The 17,412-nt window shown below is 30.3% G+C and carries 37 protein-coding genes and 2 tRNA genes; 35 read left to right on the forward strand and 4 right to left on the reverse strand.

Annotated features, from left to right (window positions below; translation table 11 throughout):
* The first annotated feature begins 316 nt into the window (after positions 1–316).
* The 5 genes from EXC62_RS08920 (at position 317) to EXC62_RS08575 (ending at position 1,878) form a co-directional block, all read left to right on the forward strand.
* Entirely contained in the window at positions 317–469 is a 153-nt protein-coding gene (locus EXC62_RS08920; protein ID WP_162849148.1) for a hypothetical protein, read from the forward strand.
* Positions 459–740 (forward strand): hypothetical protein, encoded by a 282-nt coding sequence (locus EXC62_RS08560; RefSeq protein WP_129747593.1) that lies wholly within the window; start codon positions 459–461, stop codon positions 738–740. Before EXC62_RS08920 ends, EXC62_RS08560 begins: the two co-directional genes overlap by 11 nt.
* Before the next feature lie 256 nt (positions 741–996).
* Positions 997–1,209, forward strand: a complete 213-nt coding sequence (locus EXC62_RS08565) for a hypothetical protein (RefSeq protein WP_129747595.1) — start codon at positions 997–999, stop codon at positions 1,207–1,209.
* 127 nt (positions 1,210–1,336) lie between these two features.
* On the forward strand, positions 1,337–1,735 hold the full coding sequence (locus EXC62_RS08570) for a tyrosine-type recombinase/integrase (protein ID WP_162849149.1): 399 nt from the start codon (positions 1,337–1,339) through the stop codon (positions 1,733–1,735).
* Positions 1,732–1,878 (forward strand): tyrosine-type recombinase/integrase, encoded by a 147-nt coding sequence (locus tag EXC62_RS08575; RefSeq protein WP_129747599.1) that lies wholly within the window; start codon positions 1,732–1,734, stop codon positions 1,876–1,878. The genes EXC62_RS08570 and EXC62_RS08575 overlap by 4 nt, the downstream gene beginning before the upstream one ends.
* On the opposite strand, the gene EXC62_RS08580 is transcribed toward EXC62_RS08575, so the two are convergent.
* A complete protein-coding gene (locus tag EXC62_RS08580; RefSeq protein WP_026390984.1) occupies positions 1,875–2,132 on the reverse strand; it encodes a helix-turn-helix transcriptional regulator in 258 nt (85 codons plus the stop codon). The genes EXC62_RS08575 and EXC62_RS08580 overlap by 4 nt on opposite strands.
* A 118-nt stretch (positions 2,133–2,250) precedes the next feature.
* Positions 2,251–2,326 (reverse strand) — tRNA-Glu (locus tag EXC62_RS08585).
* A gap of 269 nt (positions 2,327–2,595) precedes the next feature.
* Here EXC62_RS08585 and EXC62_RS08590 point away from each other — a divergent pair.
* The 16 genes from EXC62_RS08590 to EXC62_RS08655 all read left to right on the forward strand — a co-directional run bounded on the left by EXC62_RS08590 (position 2,596) and on the right by EXC62_RS08655 (position 11,532).
* On the forward strand, positions 2,596–3,084 hold the full coding sequence (locus EXC62_RS08590; protein ID WP_052590044.1) for a DNA N-6-adenine-methyltransferase: 489 nt from the start codon (positions 2,596–2,598) through the stop codon (positions 3,082–3,084).
* Complete coding sequence (locus EXC62_RS08595) at positions 3,084–3,296, forward strand: hypothetical protein (RefSeq protein ID WP_026390996.1); 213 nt, start codon at positions 3,084–3,086, stop codon at positions 3,294–3,296. The genes EXC62_RS08590 and EXC62_RS08595 overlap by 1 nt, the downstream gene beginning before the upstream one ends.
* Positions 3,296–3,517 carry a hypothetical protein gene (locus EXC62_RS08600; protein ID WP_026390995.1) on the forward strand — a complete coding sequence of 74 codons (222 nt, stop codon included), beginning with the start codon at positions 3,296–3,298 and terminating at the stop codon, positions 3,515–3,517. The genes EXC62_RS08595 and EXC62_RS08600 overlap by 1 nt, the downstream gene beginning before the upstream one ends.
* Before the next feature lie 33 nt (positions 3,518–3,550).
* Entirely contained in the window at positions 3,551–3,805 is a 255-nt protein-coding gene (locus EXC62_RS08605) for a hypothetical protein (protein WP_129747601.1), read from the forward strand.
* 1 nt (position 3,806) lies between these two features.
* Positions 3,807–3,980: a hypothetical protein gene (locus tag EXC62_RS08925; protein ID WP_156907474.1), complete on the forward strand. Its 174-nt coding sequence runs from the start codon at positions 3,807–3,809 to the stop codon at positions 3,978–3,980.
* A gap of 3 nt (positions 3,981–3,983) precedes the next feature.
* Complete coding sequence (locus tag EXC62_RS08610; RefSeq protein ID WP_052590042.1) at positions 3,984–4,736, forward strand: helix-turn-helix domain-containing protein; 753 nt, start codon at positions 3,984–3,986, stop codon at positions 4,734–4,736.
* The gene (locus EXC62_RS08615; RefSeq protein ID WP_026390993.1) at positions 4,723–4,947 is read left to right on the forward strand and encodes a hypothetical protein; all 225 of its coding nucleotides are present in this window, start codon (positions 4,723–4,725) and stop codon (positions 4,945–4,947) included. The genes EXC62_RS08610 and EXC62_RS08615 overlap by 14 nt, the downstream gene beginning before the upstream one ends.
* Positions 4,934–5,497, forward strand: coding sequence for a hypothetical protein (locus EXC62_RS08620; RefSeq protein WP_162140302.1), 564 nt, complete (start codon positions 4,934–4,936; stop codon positions 5,495–5,497). Before EXC62_RS08615 ends, EXC62_RS08620 begins: the two co-directional genes overlap by 14 nt.
* On the forward strand, positions 5,494–5,721 hold the full coding sequence (locus EXC62_RS08625; RefSeq protein WP_026390991.1) for a hypothetical protein: 228 nt from the start codon (positions 5,494–5,496) through the stop codon (positions 5,719–5,721). Before EXC62_RS08620 ends, EXC62_RS08625 begins: the two co-directional genes overlap by 4 nt.
* A 14-nt stretch (positions 5,722–5,735) precedes the next feature.
* Entirely contained in the window at positions 5,736–6,107 is a 372-nt protein-coding gene (locus EXC62_RS08630) for a hypothetical protein (protein WP_026390990.1), read from the forward strand.
* 100 nt (positions 6,108–6,207) lie between these two features.
* Positions 6,208–7,803, forward strand: coding sequence for an immunoglobulin-like domain-containing protein (locus EXC62_RS08635; RefSeq protein WP_026390989.1), 1,596 nt, complete (start codon positions 6,208–6,210; stop codon positions 7,801–7,803).
* Positions 7,804–7,830: 27 nt separating this feature from the next.
* On the forward strand, positions 7,831–8,994 hold the full coding sequence (locus tag EXC62_RS08640; RefSeq protein WP_026390988.1) for a hypothetical protein: 1,164 nt from the start codon (positions 7,831–7,833) through the stop codon (positions 8,992–8,994).
* Between the two features lie 11 nt (positions 8,995–9,005).
* A complete protein-coding gene (locus EXC62_RS08930) occupies positions 9,006–9,167 on the forward strand; it encodes a hypothetical protein (protein ID WP_162140301.1) in 162 nt (53 codons plus the stop codon).
* Positions 9,164–10,120 (forward strand): ATP-binding protein, encoded by a 957-nt coding sequence (locus EXC62_RS08645; protein ID WP_026390987.1) that lies wholly within the window; start codon positions 9,164–9,166, stop codon positions 10,118–10,120. The genes EXC62_RS08930 and EXC62_RS08645 overlap by 4 nt, the downstream gene beginning before the upstream one ends.
* Positions 10,110–10,445 (forward strand): hypothetical protein, encoded by a 336-nt coding sequence (locus EXC62_RS08650; RefSeq protein WP_026390986.1) that lies wholly within the window; start codon positions 10,110–10,112, stop codon positions 10,443–10,445. Before EXC62_RS08645 ends, EXC62_RS08650 begins: the two co-directional genes overlap by 11 nt.
* A gap of 202 nt (positions 10,446–10,647) precedes the next feature.
* Positions 10,648–11,532, forward strand: coding sequence for a tyrosine-type recombinase/integrase (locus EXC62_RS08655; protein WP_026390985.1), 885 nt, complete (start codon positions 10,648–10,650; stop codon positions 11,530–11,532).
* Here EXC62_RS08655 and EXC62_RS08660 read toward each other — a convergent pair.
* Together EXC62_RS08660 and EXC62_RS08665 are read right to left on the reverse strand one after the other, a co-directional pair.
* Positions 11,529–11,786 carry a helix-turn-helix transcriptional regulator gene (locus EXC62_RS08660; protein ID WP_026390984.1) on the reverse strand — a complete coding sequence of 86 codons (258 nt, stop codon included), beginning with the start codon at positions 11,784–11,786 and terminating at the stop codon, positions 11,529–11,531. The two genes, EXC62_RS08655 and EXC62_RS08660, sit on opposite strands and share 4 nt — an antisense overlap.
* A gap of 118 nt (positions 11,787–11,904) precedes the next feature.
* Positions 11,905–11,980, reverse strand: a tRNA-Glu gene (locus EXC62_RS08665).
* A gap of 269 nt (positions 11,981–12,249) precedes the next feature.
* Between EXC62_RS08665 and EXC62_RS08670 the strand changes: the two genes are divergently transcribed.
* From EXC62_RS08670 to EXC62_RS08720, 14 genes are all read left to right on the forward strand, one after another.
* The gene (locus tag EXC62_RS08670; RefSeq protein WP_052590044.1) at positions 12,250–12,738 is read left to right on the forward strand and encodes a DNA N-6-adenine-methyltransferase; all 489 of its coding nucleotides are present in this window, start codon (positions 12,250–12,252) and stop codon (positions 12,736–12,738) included.
* The gene (locus EXC62_RS08675) at positions 12,738–12,950 is read left to right on the forward strand and encodes a hypothetical protein (RefSeq protein ID WP_026390996.1); all 213 of its coding nucleotides are present in this window, start codon (positions 12,738–12,740) and stop codon (positions 12,948–12,950) included. The genes EXC62_RS08670 and EXC62_RS08675 overlap by 1 nt, the downstream gene beginning before the upstream one ends.
* Positions 12,950–13,171, forward strand: a complete 222-nt coding sequence (locus EXC62_RS08680; protein WP_026390995.1) for a hypothetical protein — start codon at positions 12,950–12,952, stop codon at positions 13,169–13,171. Before EXC62_RS08675 ends, EXC62_RS08680 begins: the two co-directional genes overlap by 1 nt.
* Complete coding sequence (locus tag EXC62_RS08685) at positions 13,164–13,460, forward strand: hypothetical protein (protein WP_026390994.1); 297 nt, start codon at positions 13,164–13,166, stop codon at positions 13,458–13,460. Before EXC62_RS08680 ends, EXC62_RS08685 begins: the two co-directional genes overlap by 8 nt.
* Position 13,461: 1 nt before the next feature.
* On the forward strand, positions 13,462–13,635 hold the full coding sequence (locus tag EXC62_RS08935) for a hypothetical protein (protein WP_156907474.1): 174 nt from the start codon (positions 13,462–13,464) through the stop codon (positions 13,633–13,635).
* A 3-nt stretch (positions 13,636–13,638) separates the two neighbouring features.
* Positions 13,639–14,391, forward strand: a complete 753-nt coding sequence (locus tag EXC62_RS08690) for a helix-turn-helix domain-containing protein (protein ID WP_052590042.1) — start codon at positions 13,639–13,641, stop codon at positions 14,389–14,391.
* The gene (locus EXC62_RS08695; RefSeq protein ID WP_026390993.1) at positions 14,378–14,602 is read left to right on the forward strand and encodes a hypothetical protein; all 225 of its coding nucleotides are present in this window, start codon (positions 14,378–14,380) and stop codon (positions 14,600–14,602) included. Before EXC62_RS08690 ends, EXC62_RS08695 begins: the two co-directional genes overlap by 14 nt.
* A complete protein-coding gene (locus EXC62_RS08700; protein ID WP_162140302.1) occupies positions 14,589–15,152 on the forward strand; it encodes a hypothetical protein in 564 nt (187 codons plus the stop codon). The genes EXC62_RS08695 and EXC62_RS08700 overlap by 14 nt, the downstream gene beginning before the upstream one ends.
* Positions 15,149–15,376, forward strand: a complete 228-nt coding sequence (locus EXC62_RS08705) for a hypothetical protein (protein WP_026390991.1) — start codon at positions 15,149–15,151, stop codon at positions 15,374–15,376. Before EXC62_RS08700 ends, EXC62_RS08705 begins: the two co-directional genes overlap by 4 nt.
* Before the next feature lie 14 nt (positions 15,377–15,390).
* Positions 15,391–15,762 (forward strand): hypothetical protein, encoded by a 372-nt coding sequence (locus EXC62_RS08710; RefSeq protein ID WP_026390990.1) that lies wholly within the window; start codon positions 15,391–15,393, stop codon positions 15,760–15,762.
* A 100-nt stretch (positions 15,763–15,862) separates the two neighbouring features.
* The gene (locus EXC62_RS08715; RefSeq protein WP_162849150.1) at positions 15,863–16,651 is read left to right on the forward strand and encodes a hypothetical protein; all 789 of its coding nucleotides are present in this window, start codon (positions 15,863–15,865) and stop codon (positions 16,649–16,651) included.
* A gap of 30 nt (positions 16,652–16,681) precedes the next feature.
* Positions 16,682–17,029 (forward strand): immunoglobulin-like domain-containing protein, encoded by a 348-nt coding sequence (locus EXC62_RS08940; protein WP_162849151.1) that lies wholly within the window; start codon positions 16,682–16,684, stop codon positions 17,027–17,029.
* Positions 17,007–17,150 (forward strand): hypothetical protein, encoded by a 144-nt coding sequence (locus tag EXC62_RS08945; RefSeq protein WP_162849152.1) that lies wholly within the window; start codon positions 17,007–17,009, stop codon positions 17,148–17,150. The genes EXC62_RS08940 and EXC62_RS08945 overlap by 23 nt, the downstream gene beginning before the upstream one ends.
* 1 nt (position 17,151) lies before the next feature.
* On the forward strand, positions 17,152–17,412 hold a 261-nt coding region (locus tag EXC62_RS08720), incomplete at its 3' end, for a hypothetical protein (RefSeq protein WP_232034265.1).

Here is a 17,412-nt window from a genome sequence, read left to right on the forward strand (position 1 = left end):
TATGGTGGCTATGTTCTAGATGAGTTTACACGAATATTCGACCACCGCCAAATCAAACAACGGAGTATTTAAGTAAGTTTGTTCCATTTAGGGATTACACTGTATTGATTAGAAAAAACATTGAGCGCATCATTGGAATAACGCAATTAGATAGATTAGATATACATTTAATGTATCTAGTCAAAATGTGGCATAAGCCAAGAATTGACATAGGATTTGACTATGAAGATTGGATGTTAAAGTCTGGGCTATTTAGATTTAAAATAAAGGGTTGGTATATCGACTCTTACACTATCAACACTAGCGACCAATCAATATGCTTGTTCCGTTTAAATCGTGGTATTTAAAAGCCGAATACGCTGACTTTGAATATTATGATACTTATGCTTATTCGGACGCTTATAATCATGTTCCGTTAGATATGCCGAACATGAAATACAATCAAGGAGGATTAAGAAATGCAAATTAATGACGTCATAAATGTTGCTAAAATAGTTTTAATTATTGGAGGTACAATTTCAATAACTGCATTTTTCTTATTATCAATTTTATTCATGCCTAGTTTCTTTCAAAAAATGGTTAACTTAAAAAGAGCTGAGCACATCATGCAAGAAAACTTAGAGATTGTAGAGAAAGCAACATTCTTTCAAACTAATCAAGACTTTAATAAAATCATAGATGAGCAAATGGATACGATTAGAAAAAATGCTGCTAAACTAAATCACTACATGCCGAAATAGATCAATTAGGAAAAGATTTATCGAATAAGAAAAAAGGGGCAACAAAAATCCTAATATAATACATATACTTTAGTATATGTTTATATAAGTTTATATATCGGCGGCAATCGACGTGATATGACGAGTTGAAATTTCATTTATTGAATATCTATCAACTCGTTTTTTATTTGAGCGTTATAATAATAAGACTGGGATTTTTTTAGGGATTTGCTACCTCATAAAATATTAAAAAACAATACATGAGGAGATTAACAAAATGAAAATTAAAGATGTTTTTAAAGACTATTTAGACTATGCAGAGTTTTATTTAGAGTTTGATACTTGGAGAACTTACAAAAGAGATTTAAAACTAATTACAAAGGTTTTAGACGTCATGCATATTTATGATACAACACAATTAGATGCAAATATCATTGACAAGCTTAATAGATATTTAAAAGGAAATACTGAAAGAAAAACAGCAAAATAAATGATACAGTGTCAACTTTTATATCTTCACTTAATCATTCAAATATTAGCACTAAACATTTTAAAATGATAAGATTAAAAAACGATACAATCGGTTATAAGCCACTTCCCGAAATGAGTTGATACTTATGTTAGATTATATAGAAAAACTCAATACAAGCGAAACTAACAATCTTTCATGGGTTGCTAGCATATACATTATGTTAGACACTGGGGCAAGAATTAATGAAGTGACTAACATATTAACAAAAAATGTTGACGTCAGTGGTAGAAGAATATTATTAGAGGAAACTAAAAACGGAAAAATGCGTATAGTTCCTTTTGGGGATTTATCTGCTGATATAATCAGTAAAATATATGATCCTAATCATTCACATTTATTATGGAATTATTACAGCAATATAAAACTATCAAGGGTATCACTTCACAAGTTTTTAAAACGTTTATCTGATAAATTAAATCTTACATCTGGGAACATTACATCACATAGATTTAGAAAGACATTTGCAACTAGATTATTAAAATGAAATGCCCTATTACAACAATTCAAAAACTGCTAGGACATTCAAGTATTTCAATAACTATGAGATATTTAGAAATAGACGATTACATGTTAGAAAAAGATTATATCGAACATTATAGTTATAATGCATTAAAAAAAGCGGACTAAAAATCCGCTTTCTTCTTTGTTATATTTTTTAATTGTTCAGAGTATTCTTTGTGTATTTTTTCAAATTGGATTAACTCATCGACTGTTACATCTAACAATACCGCCATTTCGATTGCACGTTCTAAACTTGGATTAATCTTACTTCTTTCATAGTCAGATATGATAGTTCTATCAATTTTAAGCCTGTTTGCAAGTTCTTGCTGAGTTAGTCCCTTTTTTTGTCTAAACTCTTTAAGATTTAATTTAATCGCCATTTTAACACACCTTTCTATTGACATGTGGACTATAATCCACTATAATTCATTTGTGGACTATGTTCCACTATCAAAATTAAAAAAATATGTGTTAAACATATCTTATTTATTTACTAATTGGTGACCCGTACGGGATTCGAACCCGTGAATGCATGCGTGAAAGGCATGTGAGTTAACCGTTTCTCCAACGGGCCAATGGCGGAGTGAGAGGGAGTCGAATTATTTAACCCTTATAAATAAGATTGAATTATAAACGCATATTAGCGTTTTTTTTATTTTATGGGCGAAACATTAATAACATTTTAAAGGGATAAATTAAAGGAGCCCATGCCTTAATTTGTCCGTTTAAAGTGTTATTTTTATTTAACACTTTGTGTCCCTTTATTCCTACGACGTTAACGCCGGCATTGTTGACGTCGTAATTGGAGGGGGAACAAACAACAATTAAAGGGAGGTTCATCATATGAACAAAGATTTACAAGCAGTATTTAGCAATCGTACAGACGATTGGGCGACACCAGAGATTATATTTGATTATCTGGAACGTTATTGTGAGGTTAAAAAAGACGAATGGTTTGACCCATGTCCTCTTGGTGCATTCGATAAAGGTTATGACGGTTTAAAAGTTGATTGGAGTAATCACGAAAATATTTACATCAATCCACCTTATAGCAATATTAAAGGTTTTGTTGAGAAAGCAATTGAAACACATACTAACGATAGAACTAAAGCAATTTACTTCTTAATACCTGCAAGAACTGACACAAAGTATTATAAGCTTCTTTTCGAGTATGGTTGTAATTTCGAGTTCATTGAGGGACGTTTGAAGTTTGGAAAATCAAAACATTCAAGTACTTTTCCTAGCGTATTGGTTCAACTAAATGGCGACGGAGTAATGAGAAATCAAATATATTATATTAGCAAAAATAAATTACATGGGGGCAATAAATAATGAAAAAAAGAATTAATAAAAAAGATTTAATGGCGTTTTTAAAAAGCGAAAAAGGCTTTTTAAAATTAGATACAATGTGTTGGCGTGCTTTTGTTGAAATTGATGGTGTTGATTACACTGTCAATTTCGATACATATTTAAAACTTGATTTAATCAAATTGAAAAGCGACTTTATGACTAAATACTATGTACTTAGAAAGGTGGCTAACTAATGAAAAAAAGAATGTTGGAATATAAAGGAATGTTATATACTGAGGAAGATTTATTTGAAAAACTGGAAGACGATGAAATAATTGAATCATCTGTACTTGTTAATTATTATTACAATGGAAATTTTATAGGTAATGACAATGGATTTTCAACTAAAGAAATGCTTGATGAGATTATAGAAAGCGGCAATTTAAGTATATCAGAGGTAAAAACTAATGACTAAAAATGAAATGTTAGAACTCAAAATGGCGACTTTGTGCAAGTAAAAAAAGGAAATAAATGGTACAACGGCATAGCAATTCAACATAAAGAGAATAGTCTTCTTTTTGATGATGACGACTTATTTTTATATGTTATTTATTTTCCTGATAGTGAAACTAATATGTATGACGCCCATAATTTTTTTAGCCGTAACGAAATTAGACTACCAAATTATGACGTCACAAACAATGAAACTCTTAAAAAAGTTAAAAAGTTAGTAGATCAATTAGTTGTTAAAGGTGGTAAATAATATGTATATTTTAGAAAAAAATAATCAATATGTTTCAAATATTATCGTAGTTTTTAACAACAAAAAAGCAAAATGTATCTTATCTGATAACGTTAATTTCGCAGTGAAATTCTATGATAAAAAAGATGCAAAAGCACAGGCAAAACGATTTAAATGTAATCTAAAGGAGTTGTAGAAATTGAGTAAGAAAAAAGATTTTATTGTTGAAAAAGCAAGTTTCACAACGATAGAAAATGATATATTTTTCTATCAAAATAATGGTGAAAAACTATCACTTGAAGCGTGGGGATTGTACGCGTTCATGTTATCACTTCCCGACGCTTGGGACTACACTATTAACGGGCTGAAATCAGTTGTAAACGCTGGACGTGATAAGGTTTCAAAAACGTTAAAAGAACTTGAAAATGCAGGCTTTTTAGAGCGTCAACAAAGTAATGAAAATGGGCGTTTTGGTAACATGCAATACAAGATAATTCGTAGACTTCAAACACCGTTGACTGAAAAACCGTTAACGGAAATACCGTCGACGGAAAATCAGATACAACTAATTACTAAAGAACTAAAAGATCTTGATAAATTTAAAGATAAAGGGGAAATTTCTTTCCCCCAAACGTTCCACTACCTAACTAAAGAATTGATTAATAAAAAATACATCAGTGCTTTAGATTTTGATGTCGAAAAATATAACGATTTGTTTAGTACATTAGATTCAAGATATGGTTATCAAAATGTACTTGAAGTCACTAGGTATGCATTAACTTATTCGCTGAAAAATGTTGAACGAATTAATAACAAATTATCGTATTTATCAAGTGCCATTATGAGCGAACTTGTTAAACGTGAAAAAGCATCATCAAATGAACCTGCTTGGTTAGATGCATACATGAAAGAATTATTTCATAAGGATGAGTTGACTGATGAATATTTTTAGAATGATTTTAGATAATGTATTTTCGATTACTAATTGCGAATATAACATTCAAGAAATTGATACTAATAAAATTGACGTCATAACTAATAGTGCAGTCTTTCATTTTGAAAATCAAACTTTAATAATGGTTAACGGAAATTATGATTTTGTTAAAGTTAAGCACATTAAAAATATTGTTGAAAGGATGGTTCAAGATTTTGGAGAAAACTAACGACAACATAAAACAACTTTTAGAAAAAATCAAAGCATTAGCAATTAATGGAGTTGACGGCGAAAAAGAAAATGCGCAACTTCTTCTTAAAAAGTTAATGCATAAATATAAAATCACTGATAATGATCTAGAGATTAACAAACGTGATTGGAGAAATGTTACTCTACCACGTTTTAGATTACATAACAAACTTTTCTGGGCAATCATTCAATCAACATACGATATTACTGCGTATCGTAAAACTTCCAAACGTGACGTCATAAAACTATTTATAACGCAAAGTGAATTAGTTGAGATTATTGCTAAGTACAATTTTTATGTTTATCACTTCGATGTTGACATTGATGCCTTTGCTATTTCTTTCATTTCTAAAAATAAACTCTTTCCAGTGACTGAACGTGCTGGAACTCCTAGAGAAATGACAGAGCGTGAATATCAACGCTGGCTTAAAGCTCACGCAATCGAAACATCAAAATATAACTATAATTCTGGGCAACTTGGTAAGGAACAGTTGCAACTAGATTTTGAAGAAAAGGAGGAATTGCAATGAATGAATTAAAACAGCTTATAAGTGATTTATTGGTTGAATATGACGAGGTTAGCATGGAGCATAGAGCAACAATGCCACTTGATTATGACTTTCGAAAAAAATGGCTACTTCCTCTTGCTGAAAAAATTAACAATCTAGATATGAAAATCGAGGTTATAAAAATATCTTCTAAAATCATTCATGAAAGCAATGCACTAGATGCTTATGACGACGAAGAGGATTAAGGAGGTGATTAAAAATGAAATCAACTAAACAAGCATTTATAACTAAATTGATAGATTATACGTTAGACTTTTTTAAAGTCAAAACTGAGGATCAAGAGCACATCATAAGTTTTAAAGGTGAGCATGTCATAATCTCACTGAAAACAAAAGAAACAATACATGAACTTGCTAAGATTGCTTTTGACTTCGAGGAAGATGACGGACTTGATTTTCTAGCATCTGTAATTAATGAATTAGCATTATCAGATGATGCGATTAAAGATGCTAACGATGTATTAACAGCATTTTATCAAGAAGATTATCAAGAAGATTATAATAATCTGCAAGAGGAAATCGAAAGAGATATTCAACAAGAAATGATTGATAATAATGTTGAGCCTGATTAATAAAAATGATAATAACATGGGGGAAAAAGATAGAGTTGAAAGACTTCTTCTATTCTTCCATTTTTTTATAAAAAACAAAAATAAAAAGGAGAAATAAGAAATGAAAAAATTAAAATTATTATTGGTTGCACTATTAGTTGCAACATCAAGCCTACTTATGACGTCAAAAGTTAGTGCAGCATCTAAGACTGTTACATTGACATCTAATAAGTTTAGTCAAAGTGATTTAATTTTAGAGCATCAAGGTGGTGGCATTTTTACAGTAATCATTGATCAAGAAGCATGGTTCCCAGTTTTAGCAAGTCCATGGGATGACAATGTATCAATTGGTTTAACTAGTAACGACTTTAAAAAAATTAAAGTGATATTGAATGGAACTGAATATATTAAAGATTTTGGTTCAGGCTTCACTTTCGATTTTGAACCATTAGCAAACGAACAATGGGAATTATCAACAAATATTAGTGGAACATTTACAAGATATACTATTCCAGCATATGACTTAAAAATACAAGTTGCTGATACTTTTGATATCAGAAAGCCAGCATCTTCAGGTAAAGATATAATTATTAATAATGTTGAAAAGCCATATACTTTAGAGCAATTAAAAGCAAATGCTTTATTTAAAGTTACAGACGAATATGATGGCGATATTACTGATAAAGCGCAAATTATTAGAGATACTTACACACCAAATAAATCAGTTCCAGGAACATTTGAAATTGAATGGCAAACAACAAACTCTGGTGGACTTTCTACTAATTATATTTTGAAAGTTTTAAATCAAGATTTTGATGCACCAGATATTGATGGACCAGATTTAGAATACTTTTCATATACGCAAGAATTAACTCTTGCTGACATCGCTAATAAGTTTACAGCAATTGATAATATTGATGGAACTGTTCCAGTAACTATTTTGCAACATGATTATGTTCAAGGTGCAGTTGGAACATATGAATTCACAATGCAAGCCGTAGACAAAGCAGGTAATAGAAATACTCATTATTATAAAGTTATTATCCAAGATGATGTACTGCCAGTAATTACAGATGAAAACAACGGGAAAATACAAATCAATTGGAAAGATGACGTCAATACTCAAACATTACTTTTAGGACTTTCTGCAACTGATGCAGTTGATGGAAATCTAACAAGTTCGATTAAAATTGTTGAAAATAATATAGTAAACAAACTAGGTAAATACATTGTTAAATATGAAGTATCTGATGAAGCAGGAAATATTGCTGAGTATCAAAGAGAATATGAAGTTATTACTTTAGAAAGTCCCAAATATTGGATTAGCCAAAATATTTTATCAGTTGAAGACATCAACAAAATGACAGTAGATCAACTTGCTAGAATATATGCGAATTATGAAAATATTGAAATGAAGTCTTTCGAAGTAATTACTAATGAATATTTAAACAATGAAGAAACTCCAGGACAATATTTATTGTCAATGAAAATCGTTGACACTAATAACGAAACTCATGAAATAAATAGAATGATTAGAGTTTTTAATGAAAGTGAGTTGCCTAAGGAAAATGAAGAACCTAAAGCAAAAACAATATGGCAAAAAATAGCGGACTTCTTCATCTGGATTTTCAACAATATAATTCTTCCTGTTTGGAAAGTTATAGTGTGGATTTGGGAACATACGATAGGTGCAATTTTCAAATTAATAACTAAATAATAACAATCACAAAAAGGATGTGATAAAGTGATTAAAAAAATACTAATAATTATATTTATCGGGGTTGCAAGTTTTCTTCTTGCAACTCCAAAACTATATGCAGCGGAAACTGCAAAGCCTTCGCCAAGTATTGAAATAACTGATATAACTAGAAATCAAAATACAATAACAATACAAACAAATGAAACTGATTTAATTACACATGCAGTTGTTGAATACGTGTTTCTAGAAAACACACAACGAATATCAATGCTTAAAACTTATGACGTCAAAAATAACACCTTTACAATCGAAAGTAAAATAACTGATTTAAAGATTTGGCAACTTAAAAAGATACGAAAAGAAACTTCAACACTTCATATGACTAGTGGAAAAAACACGATAGGAACAATTGAAAATGTGGAACGAAGAAACATATCAGAGATTGAAACAGTCGCATCTAACATCGTTGATACTGGCTTATTTTTAGATAAGAATACTGGTAAACACATTGGACCAGGTAGATTAGATGTTAAATTAAAATATTTTGAGTTTTATTTCAAGTTTGAAAAAACACATGACAAAGTCATATCAATTGATGTTAACTATGTTTTTGGTGATTTAAATTATGATGAAACAAGTCTAATAAATACTGAAAATATATCCGAGCGTATTTTTCCTGATGGCGTTGAAATTGAAGGTTACGAAATAATATGGGACGCTATAAATTATTCTAAAAATACATTTAAAAAACTAGCGGTACGCGGATTAGATAACAATTTCATTGCTTCTATCGACGCAAACTATGTAACAAGAGTTTTCCCGATTAAAAATGCTGCATCTAACATTGAGCGACGTGGTAGAGGCTCTCGTGCAAGTTTCGCATATGGTGTATCTAACTTCGCTATCATTAAAATACAATATATGGTTGATGGCGTTTTCTTTGAAGATGACGTCATAAATCCACCAGTTGATCCTGTTGAGCCTGTGACTCCTGAAGATACATTAGGTTGGCTTCAAGAATTGATAGCAAAAATTAAAGAAATAATCCAAAAATTAAAAGATGCTTGGGGTAAATATTCAACAATTGTATTGACTGTTATATATATTCTTATTGTTTATATTTGTTATAGAATTCTCAAAGCATGTTGGGGATTGATTCAACTGCCATTTAAGTTATTAAAAGTTTTATTTATACCAAAGAAAAAATAGGAGGAATTACAATGATTACAGATTTTTTTATGTTTATATTTTCACTACCAAAAAAGGGGTGGAAGATTTTAGTTAAAGTTGGTAAAGGAATTAAAAAAGGATTTCAAGTTTTATTTGTTCCAAAGAAAAAAACTAAAAAACGTGACGTTAAAAAGCAAAGTGGTAAAAGATGATAAAACACGATTGGCGTTACAATTTGGCACACTTCCCAGATGCGTTATTCCTAGCATTTGGAAAATTGCTAAAATTGATTTTATTTTCATTTAATAACATCTTAAGGAAGTGGCAAAGTTTTCTAGACGTCTGGAACAATAGCGACGTTTGGAGGTTAGCGAGATACTTAACTTTTCCACTTCATTGGATTTGGATACTTGCATATAAAGAAAGCAAAAAGAAAAAGTATGATAGCAACCTCTTCGATATCCCGGGCTTACAAATAATCAGTGGAAATACTGGAGCGGGTAAAACGTCTCTTGTATATGAAATTATTGAACGTTATAGAATACTTTTCGGAAAGCCTTGGTATATCAATTCGGACTTTGAAAAGCCACGATATAACGAGCCATTACAAGCGTATATTAGATATCATAGATATATGGAGTTTGGAAACGTCTGGAATGATTTTGAAACAAAAATACAACTAAATAAAAATCTATATGGTGGCTATGTTCTAGATGAGTTTACACGAATATTCGACCACCGCCAAAATCAAACAACGGAGTATTTAAGTAAGTTTGTTCCATTTAGGGATTACACTGTATTGATTAGAAAAAACATTGAGCGCATCATTGGAATAACGCAATTAGATAGATTAGATATACATTTAATGTATCTAGTCAAAATGTGGCATAAGCCAAGAATTGACATAGGATTTGACTATGAAGATTGGATGTTAAAGTCTGGGCTATTTAGATTTAAAATAAAGGGTTGGTATATCGACTCTTACACTATCAACACTAGCGACCAATCAAATATGCTTGTTCCGTTTAAATCGTGGTATTTAAAAGCCGAATACGCTGACTTTGAATATTATGATACTTATGCTTATTCGGACGCTTATAATCATGTTCCGTTAGATATGCCGAACATGAAATACAATCAAGGAGGATTAAGAAATGCAAATTAATGACGTCATAAATGTTGCTAAAATAGTTTTAATTATTGGAGGTACAATTTCAATAACTGCATTTTTCTTATTATCAATTTTATTCATGCCTAGTTTCTTTCAAAAAATGGTTAACTTAAAAAGAGCTGAGCACATCATGCAAGAAAACTTAGAGATTGTAGAGAAAGCAACATTCTTTCAAACTAATCAAGACTTTAATAAAATCATAGATGAGCAAATGGATACGATTAGAAAAAATGCTGCTAAACTAAAATCACTACATGCCGAAATAGATCAATTAGGAAAAGATTTATCGAATAAGAAAAAAGGGCAACAAAAATCCTAATATAATACATATACTTTAGTATATGTTTATATAAGTTTATATATCGGCGGCAATCGACGTGATATGACGAGTTGAAATTTCATTTATTGAATATCTATCAACTCGTTTTTTATTTGAGCGTTATAATAATAAGACTGGGATTTTTTTAGGGATTTGCTACCTCATAAAATATTAAAAAACAATACATGAGGAGATTAACAAAATGAAAATTAAAGATGTTTTTAAAGACTATTTAGACTATGCAGAGTTTTATTTAGAGTTTGATACTTGGAGAACTTACAAAAGAGATTTAAAACTAATTACAAAGGTTTTAGACGTCATGCATATTTATGATACAACACAATTAGATGCAAATATCATTGACAAGCTTAATAGATATTTAAAAGGAAATACTGAAAAGAAAAACAGCAAAATAAATGATACAGTGTCAACTTTTATATCTTCACTTAATCATTCAAATATTAGCACTAAACATTTTAAAATGATAAGATTAAAAAACGATACAATCGGTTATAAGCCACTTCCCGAAAATGAGTTGATACTTATGTTAGATTATATAGAAAAACTCAATACAAGCGAAACTAACAATCTTTCATGGGTTGCTAGCATATACATTATGTTAGACACTGGGGCAAGAATTAATGAAGTGACTAACATATTAACAAAAAATGTTGACGTCAGTGGTAGAAGAATATTATTAGAGGAAACTAAAAACGGAAAAATGCGTATAGTTCCTTTTGGGGATTTATCTGCTGATATAATCAGTAAAATATATGATCCTAATCATTCACATTTATTATGGAATTATTACAGCAATATAAAACTATCAAGGGTATCACTTCACAAGTTTTTAAAACGTTTATCTGATAAATTAAATCTTACATCTGGGAACATTACATCACATAGATTTAGAAAGACATTTGCAACTAGATTATTAAAAATGAAATGCCCTATTACAACAATTCAAAAACTGCTAGGACATTCAAGTATTTCAATAACTATGAGATATTTAGAAATAGACGATTACATGTTAGAAAAAGATTATATCGAACATTATAGTTATAATGCATTAAAAAAAGCGGACTAAAAATCCGCTTTCTTCTTTGTTATATTTTTTAATTGTTCAGAGTATTCTTTGTGTATTTTTTCAAATTGGATTAACTCATCGACTGTTACATCTAACAATACCGCCATTTCGATTGCACGTTCTAAACTTGGATTAATCTTACTTCTTTCATAGTCAGATATGATAGTTCTATCAATTTTAAGCCTGTTTGCAAGTTCTTGCTGAGTTAGTCCCTTTTTTTGTCTAAACTCTTTAAGATTTAATTTAATCGCCATTTTAACACACCTTTCTATTGACATGTGGACTATAATCCACTATAATTCATTTGTGGACTATGTTCCACTATCAAAATTAAAAAAATATGTGTTAAACATATCTTATTTATTTACTAATTGGTGACCCGTACGGGATTCGAACCCGTGAATGCATGCGTGAAAGGCATGTGAGTTAACCGTTTCTCCAACGGGCCAATGGCGGAGTGAGAGGGAGTCGAATTATTTAACCCTTATAAATAAGATTGAATTATAAACGCATATTAGCGTTTTTTTTATTTTATGGGCGAAACATTAATAACATTTTAAAGGGATAAATTAAAGGAGCCCATGCCTTAATTTGTCCGTTTAAAGTGTTATTTTTATTTAACACTTTGTGTCCCTTTATTCCTACGACGTTAACGCCGGCATTGTTGACGTCGTAATTGGAGGGGGAACAAACAACAATTAAAGGGAGGTTCATCATATGAACAAAGATTTACAAGCAGTATTTAGCAATCGTACAGACGATTGGGCGACACCAGAGATTATATTTGATTATCTGGAACGTTATTGTGAGGTTAAAAAAGACGAATGGTTTGACCCATGTCCTCTTGGTGCATTCGATAAAGGTTATGACGGTTTAAAAGTTGATTGGAGTAATCACGAAAATATTTACATCAATCCACCTTATAGCAATATTAAAGGTTTTGTTGAGAAAGCAATTGAAACACATACTAACGATAGAACTAAAGCAATTTACTTCTTAATACCTGCAAGAACTGACACAAAGTATTATAAGCTTCTTTTCGAGTATGGTTGTAATTTCGAGTTCATTGAGGGACGTTTGAAGTTTGGAAAATCAAAACATTCAAGTACTTTTCCTAGCGTATTGGTTCAACTAAATGGCGACGGAGTAATGAGAAATCAAATATATTATATTAGCAAAAATAAATTACATGGGGGCAATAAATAATGAAAAAAAGAATTAATAAAAAAGATTTAATGGCGTTTTTAAAAAGCGAAAAAGGCTTTTTAAAATTAGATACAATGTGTTGGCGTGCTTTTGTTGAAATTGATGGTGTTGATTACACTGTCAATTTCGATACATATTTAAAACTTGATTTAATCAAATTGAAAAGCGACTTTATGACTAAATACTATGTACTTAGAAAGGTGGCTAACTAATGAAAAAAAGAATGTTGGAATATAAAGGAATGTTATATACTGAGGAAGATTTATTTGAAAAACTGGAAGACGATGAAATAATTGAATCATCTGTACTTGTTAATTATTATTACAATGGAAATTTTATAGGTAATGACAATGGATTTTCAACTAAAGAAATGCTTGATGAGATTATAGAAAGCGGCAATTTAAGTATATCAGAGGTAAAAACTAATGACTAAAAATGAAATGTTAGAACTCAAAAATGGCGACTTTGTGCAAGTAAAAAAAGGAAATAAATGGTACAACGGCATAGCAATTCAACATAAAGAGAATAGTCTTCTTTTTGATGATGACGACTTATTTTTATATGTTATTTATTTTCCTGATAGTGAAACTAATATGTATGACGCCCATAATTTTTTTAGCCGTAACGAAATTAGACTACCAAATTATGACGTCACAAACAATGAAACTCTTAAAAAAGTTAAAAAGTTAGTAGATCAATTAGTTGTTAAAGGTGGTAAATAATATGTATATTTTAGAAAAAAATAATCAATATGTTTCAAATATTATCGTAGTTTTTAACAACAAAAAAGCAAAATGTATCTTATCTGATAACGTTAATTTCGCAGTGAAATTCTATGATAAAAAAGATGCAAAAGCACAGGCAAAACGATTTAAATGTAATCTAAAGGAGTTGTAGAAATTGAGTAAGAAAAAAGATTTTATTGTTGAAAAAGCAAGTTTCACAACGATAGAAAATGATATATTTTTCTATCAAAATAATGGTGAAAAACTATCACTTGAAGCGTGGGGATTGTACGCGTTCATGTTATCACTTCCCGACGCTTGGGACTACACTATTAACGGGCTGAAATCAGTTGTAAACGCTGGACGTGATAAGGTTTCAAAAACGTTAAAAGAACTTGAAAATGCAGGCTTTTTAGAGCGTCAACAAAGTAATGAAAATGGGCGTTTTGGTAACATGCAATACAAGATAATTCGTAGACTTCAAACACCGTTGACTGAAAAACCGTTAACGGAAATACCGTCGACGGAAAATCAGATACAACTAATTACTAAAGAACTAAAAGATCTTGATAAATTTAAAGATAAAGGGGAAATTTCTTTCCCCCAAACGTTCCACTACCTAACTAAAGAATTGATTAATAAAAAATACATCAGTGCTTTAGATTTTGATGTCGAAAAATATAACGATTTGTTTAGTACATTAGATTCAAGATATGGTTATCAAAATGTACTTGAAGTCACTAGGTATGCATTAACTTATTCGCTGAAAAATGTTGAACGAATTAATAACAAATTATCGTATTTATCAAGTGCCATTATGAGCGAACTTGTTAAACGTGAAAAAGCATCATCAAATGAACCTGCTTGGTTAGATGCATACATGAAAGAATTATTTCATAAGGATGAGTTGACTGATGAATATTTTTAGAATGATTTTAGATAATGTATTTTCGATTACTAATTGCGAATATAACATTCAAGAAATTGATACTAATAAAATTGACGTCATAACTAATAGTGCAGTCTTTCATTTTGAAAATCAAACTTTAATAATGGTTAACGGAAATTATGATTTTGTTAAAGTTAAGCACATTAAAAATATTGTTGAAAGGATGGTTCAAGATTTTGGAGAAAACTAACGACAACATAAAACAACTTTTAGAAAAAATCAAAGCATTAGCAATTAATGGAGTTGACGGCGAAAAAGAAAATGCGCAACTTCTTCTTAAAAAGTTAATGCATAAATATAAAATCACTGATAATGATCTAGAGATTAACAAACGTGATTGGAGAAATGTTACTCTACCACGTTTTAGATTACATAACAAACTTTTCTGGGCAATCATTCAATCAACATACGATATTACTGCGTATCGTAAAACTTCCAAACGTGACGTCATAAAACTATTTATAACGCAAAGTGAATTAGTTGAGATTATTGCTAAGTACAATTTTTATGTTTATCACTTCGATGTTGACATTGATGCCTTTGCTATTTCTTTCATTTCTAAAAATAAACTCTTTCCAGTGACTGAACGTGCTGGAACTCCTAGAGAAATGACAGAGCGTGAATATCAACGCTGGCTTAAAGCTCACGCAATCGAAACATCAAAATATAACTATAATTCTGGGCAACTTGGTAAGGAACAGTTGCAACTAGATTTTGAAGAAAAGGAGGAATTGCAATGAATGAATTAAAACAGCTTATAAGTGATTTATTGGTTGAATATGACGAGGTTAGCATGGAGCATAGAGCAACAATGCCACTTGATTATGACTTTCGAAAAAAATGGCTACTTCCTCTTGCTGAAAAAATTAACAATCTAGATATGAAAATCGAGGTTATAAAAATATCTTCTAAAATCATTCATGAAAGCAATGCACTAGATGCTTATGACGACGAAGAGGATTAAGGAGGTGATTAAAAATGAAATCAACTAAACAAGCATTTATAACTAAATTGATAGATTATACGTTAGACTTTTTTAAAGTCAAAACTGAGGATCAAGAGCACATCATAAGTTTTAAAGGTGAGCATGTCATAATCTCACTGAAAACAAAAGAAACAATACATGAACTTGCTAAGATTGCTTTTGACTTCGAGGAAGATGACGGACTTGATTTTCTAGCATCTGTAATTAATGAATTAGCATTATCAGATGATGCGATTAAAGATGCTAACGATGTATTAACAGCATTTTATCAAGAAGATTATCAAGAAGATTATAATAATCTGCAAGAGGAAATCGAAAGAGATATTCAACAAGAAATGATTGATAATAATGTTGAGCCTGATTAATAAAAATGATAATAACATGGGGGAAAAAGATAGAGTTGAAAGACTTCTTCTATTCTTCCATTTTTTTATAAAAAACAAAAATAAAAAGGAGAAATAAGAAATGAAAAAATTAAAATTATTATTGGTTGCACTATTAGTTGCAACATCAAGCCTACTTATGACGTCAAAAGTTAGTGCAGCATCTAAGACTGTTACATTGACATCTAATAAGTTTAGTCAAAGTGATTTAATTTTAGAGCATCAAGGTGGTGGCATTTTTACAGTAATCATTGATCAAGAAGCATGGTTCCCAGTTTTAGCAAGTCCATGGGATGACAATGTATCAATTGGTTTAACTAGTAACGACTTTAAAAAAATTAAAGTGATATTGAATGGAACTGAATATATTAAAGATTTTGGTTCAGGCTTCACTTTCGATTTTGAACCATTAGCAAACGAACAATGGGAATTATCAACAAATATTAGTGGAACATTTACAAGATATACTATTCCAGCATATGACTTAAAAATACAAGTTGCTGATACTTTTGATATCAGAAAGCCAGCATCTTCAGGTAAAGATATAATTATTAATAATGTTGAAAAGCCATATACTTTAGAGCAATTAAAAGCAAATGCTTTATTTAAAGTTACAGACGAATATGATGGCGATATTACTGATAAAGCGCAAATTATTAGAGATACTTACACACCAAATAAATCAGTTCCAGGAACATTTGAAATTGAATGGCAAACAACAAACTCTGGTGGACTTTCTACTAATTATATTTTGAAAGTTTTAAATCAAGATTTTGATGCACCAGATATTGATGGACCAGATTTAGAATACTTTTCATATACGCAAGAATTAACTCTTGCTGACATCGCTAATAAGTTTTACAGCAATTGATATATTGATGGAACTGTTCCAGTAACTATTTTGCAACATGATTATGTTCAAGGTGCAGTTGGAACATATGAATTCACAATGCAAGCCGTAGACAAAGCAGGTAATAGAAATACTCATTATTATAAAGTTATTATCCAAGATGATGTACTGCCAGTAATTACAGATGAAAACAACGGGAAAATACAAATCAATTTGAAAGATGACGTCAATACTCAAACATTACTTTTAGGACTTTCTGCAACTGATGCAGTTGATGGAAATCTAACAAGTTCGATTAAAATTGTTGAAAATAATATAGTAAACAAACTAGGTAAATACATTGTTAAATATGAAGTATCTGATGAAGCAGGAAATATTGCTGAGTATCAAAGAATATGAAGTTATTACTTTAGAAAGTCCCAAATATTGGATTAGCCAAAATATTTTATCAGTTGAAGACATCAACAAAATGACAGTAGATCAACTTGCTAGAATATATGCGAATTATGAAAAATATTGAAATGAAGTCTTTCGAAGTAATTACTAATGAATATTTAAACAATGAAGAAACTCCAGGACAATATTTATTGTCAATGAAAATCGTTGACACTAATAACGAAACTCATGAAATAAATAGAATGATTAGAGTTTTTAATGAAAGTGAGTTGCCTAAGGAAAATGAAGAACCTAAAGCAAAAAACAATATGGCAAAAATAGCGGACTTCTTCATCTGGATTTTCAACAATATAATTCTTCCTGTTTGGAAAGTTATAGTGTGGATT

Origin of the sequence: Haploplasma axanthum, assembly GCF_900660745.1 — a bacterium.
Lineage (GTDB): Bacteria > Bacillota_I > Bacilli_A > Acholeplasmatales > Acholeplasmataceae > Haploplasma > Haploplasma axanthum.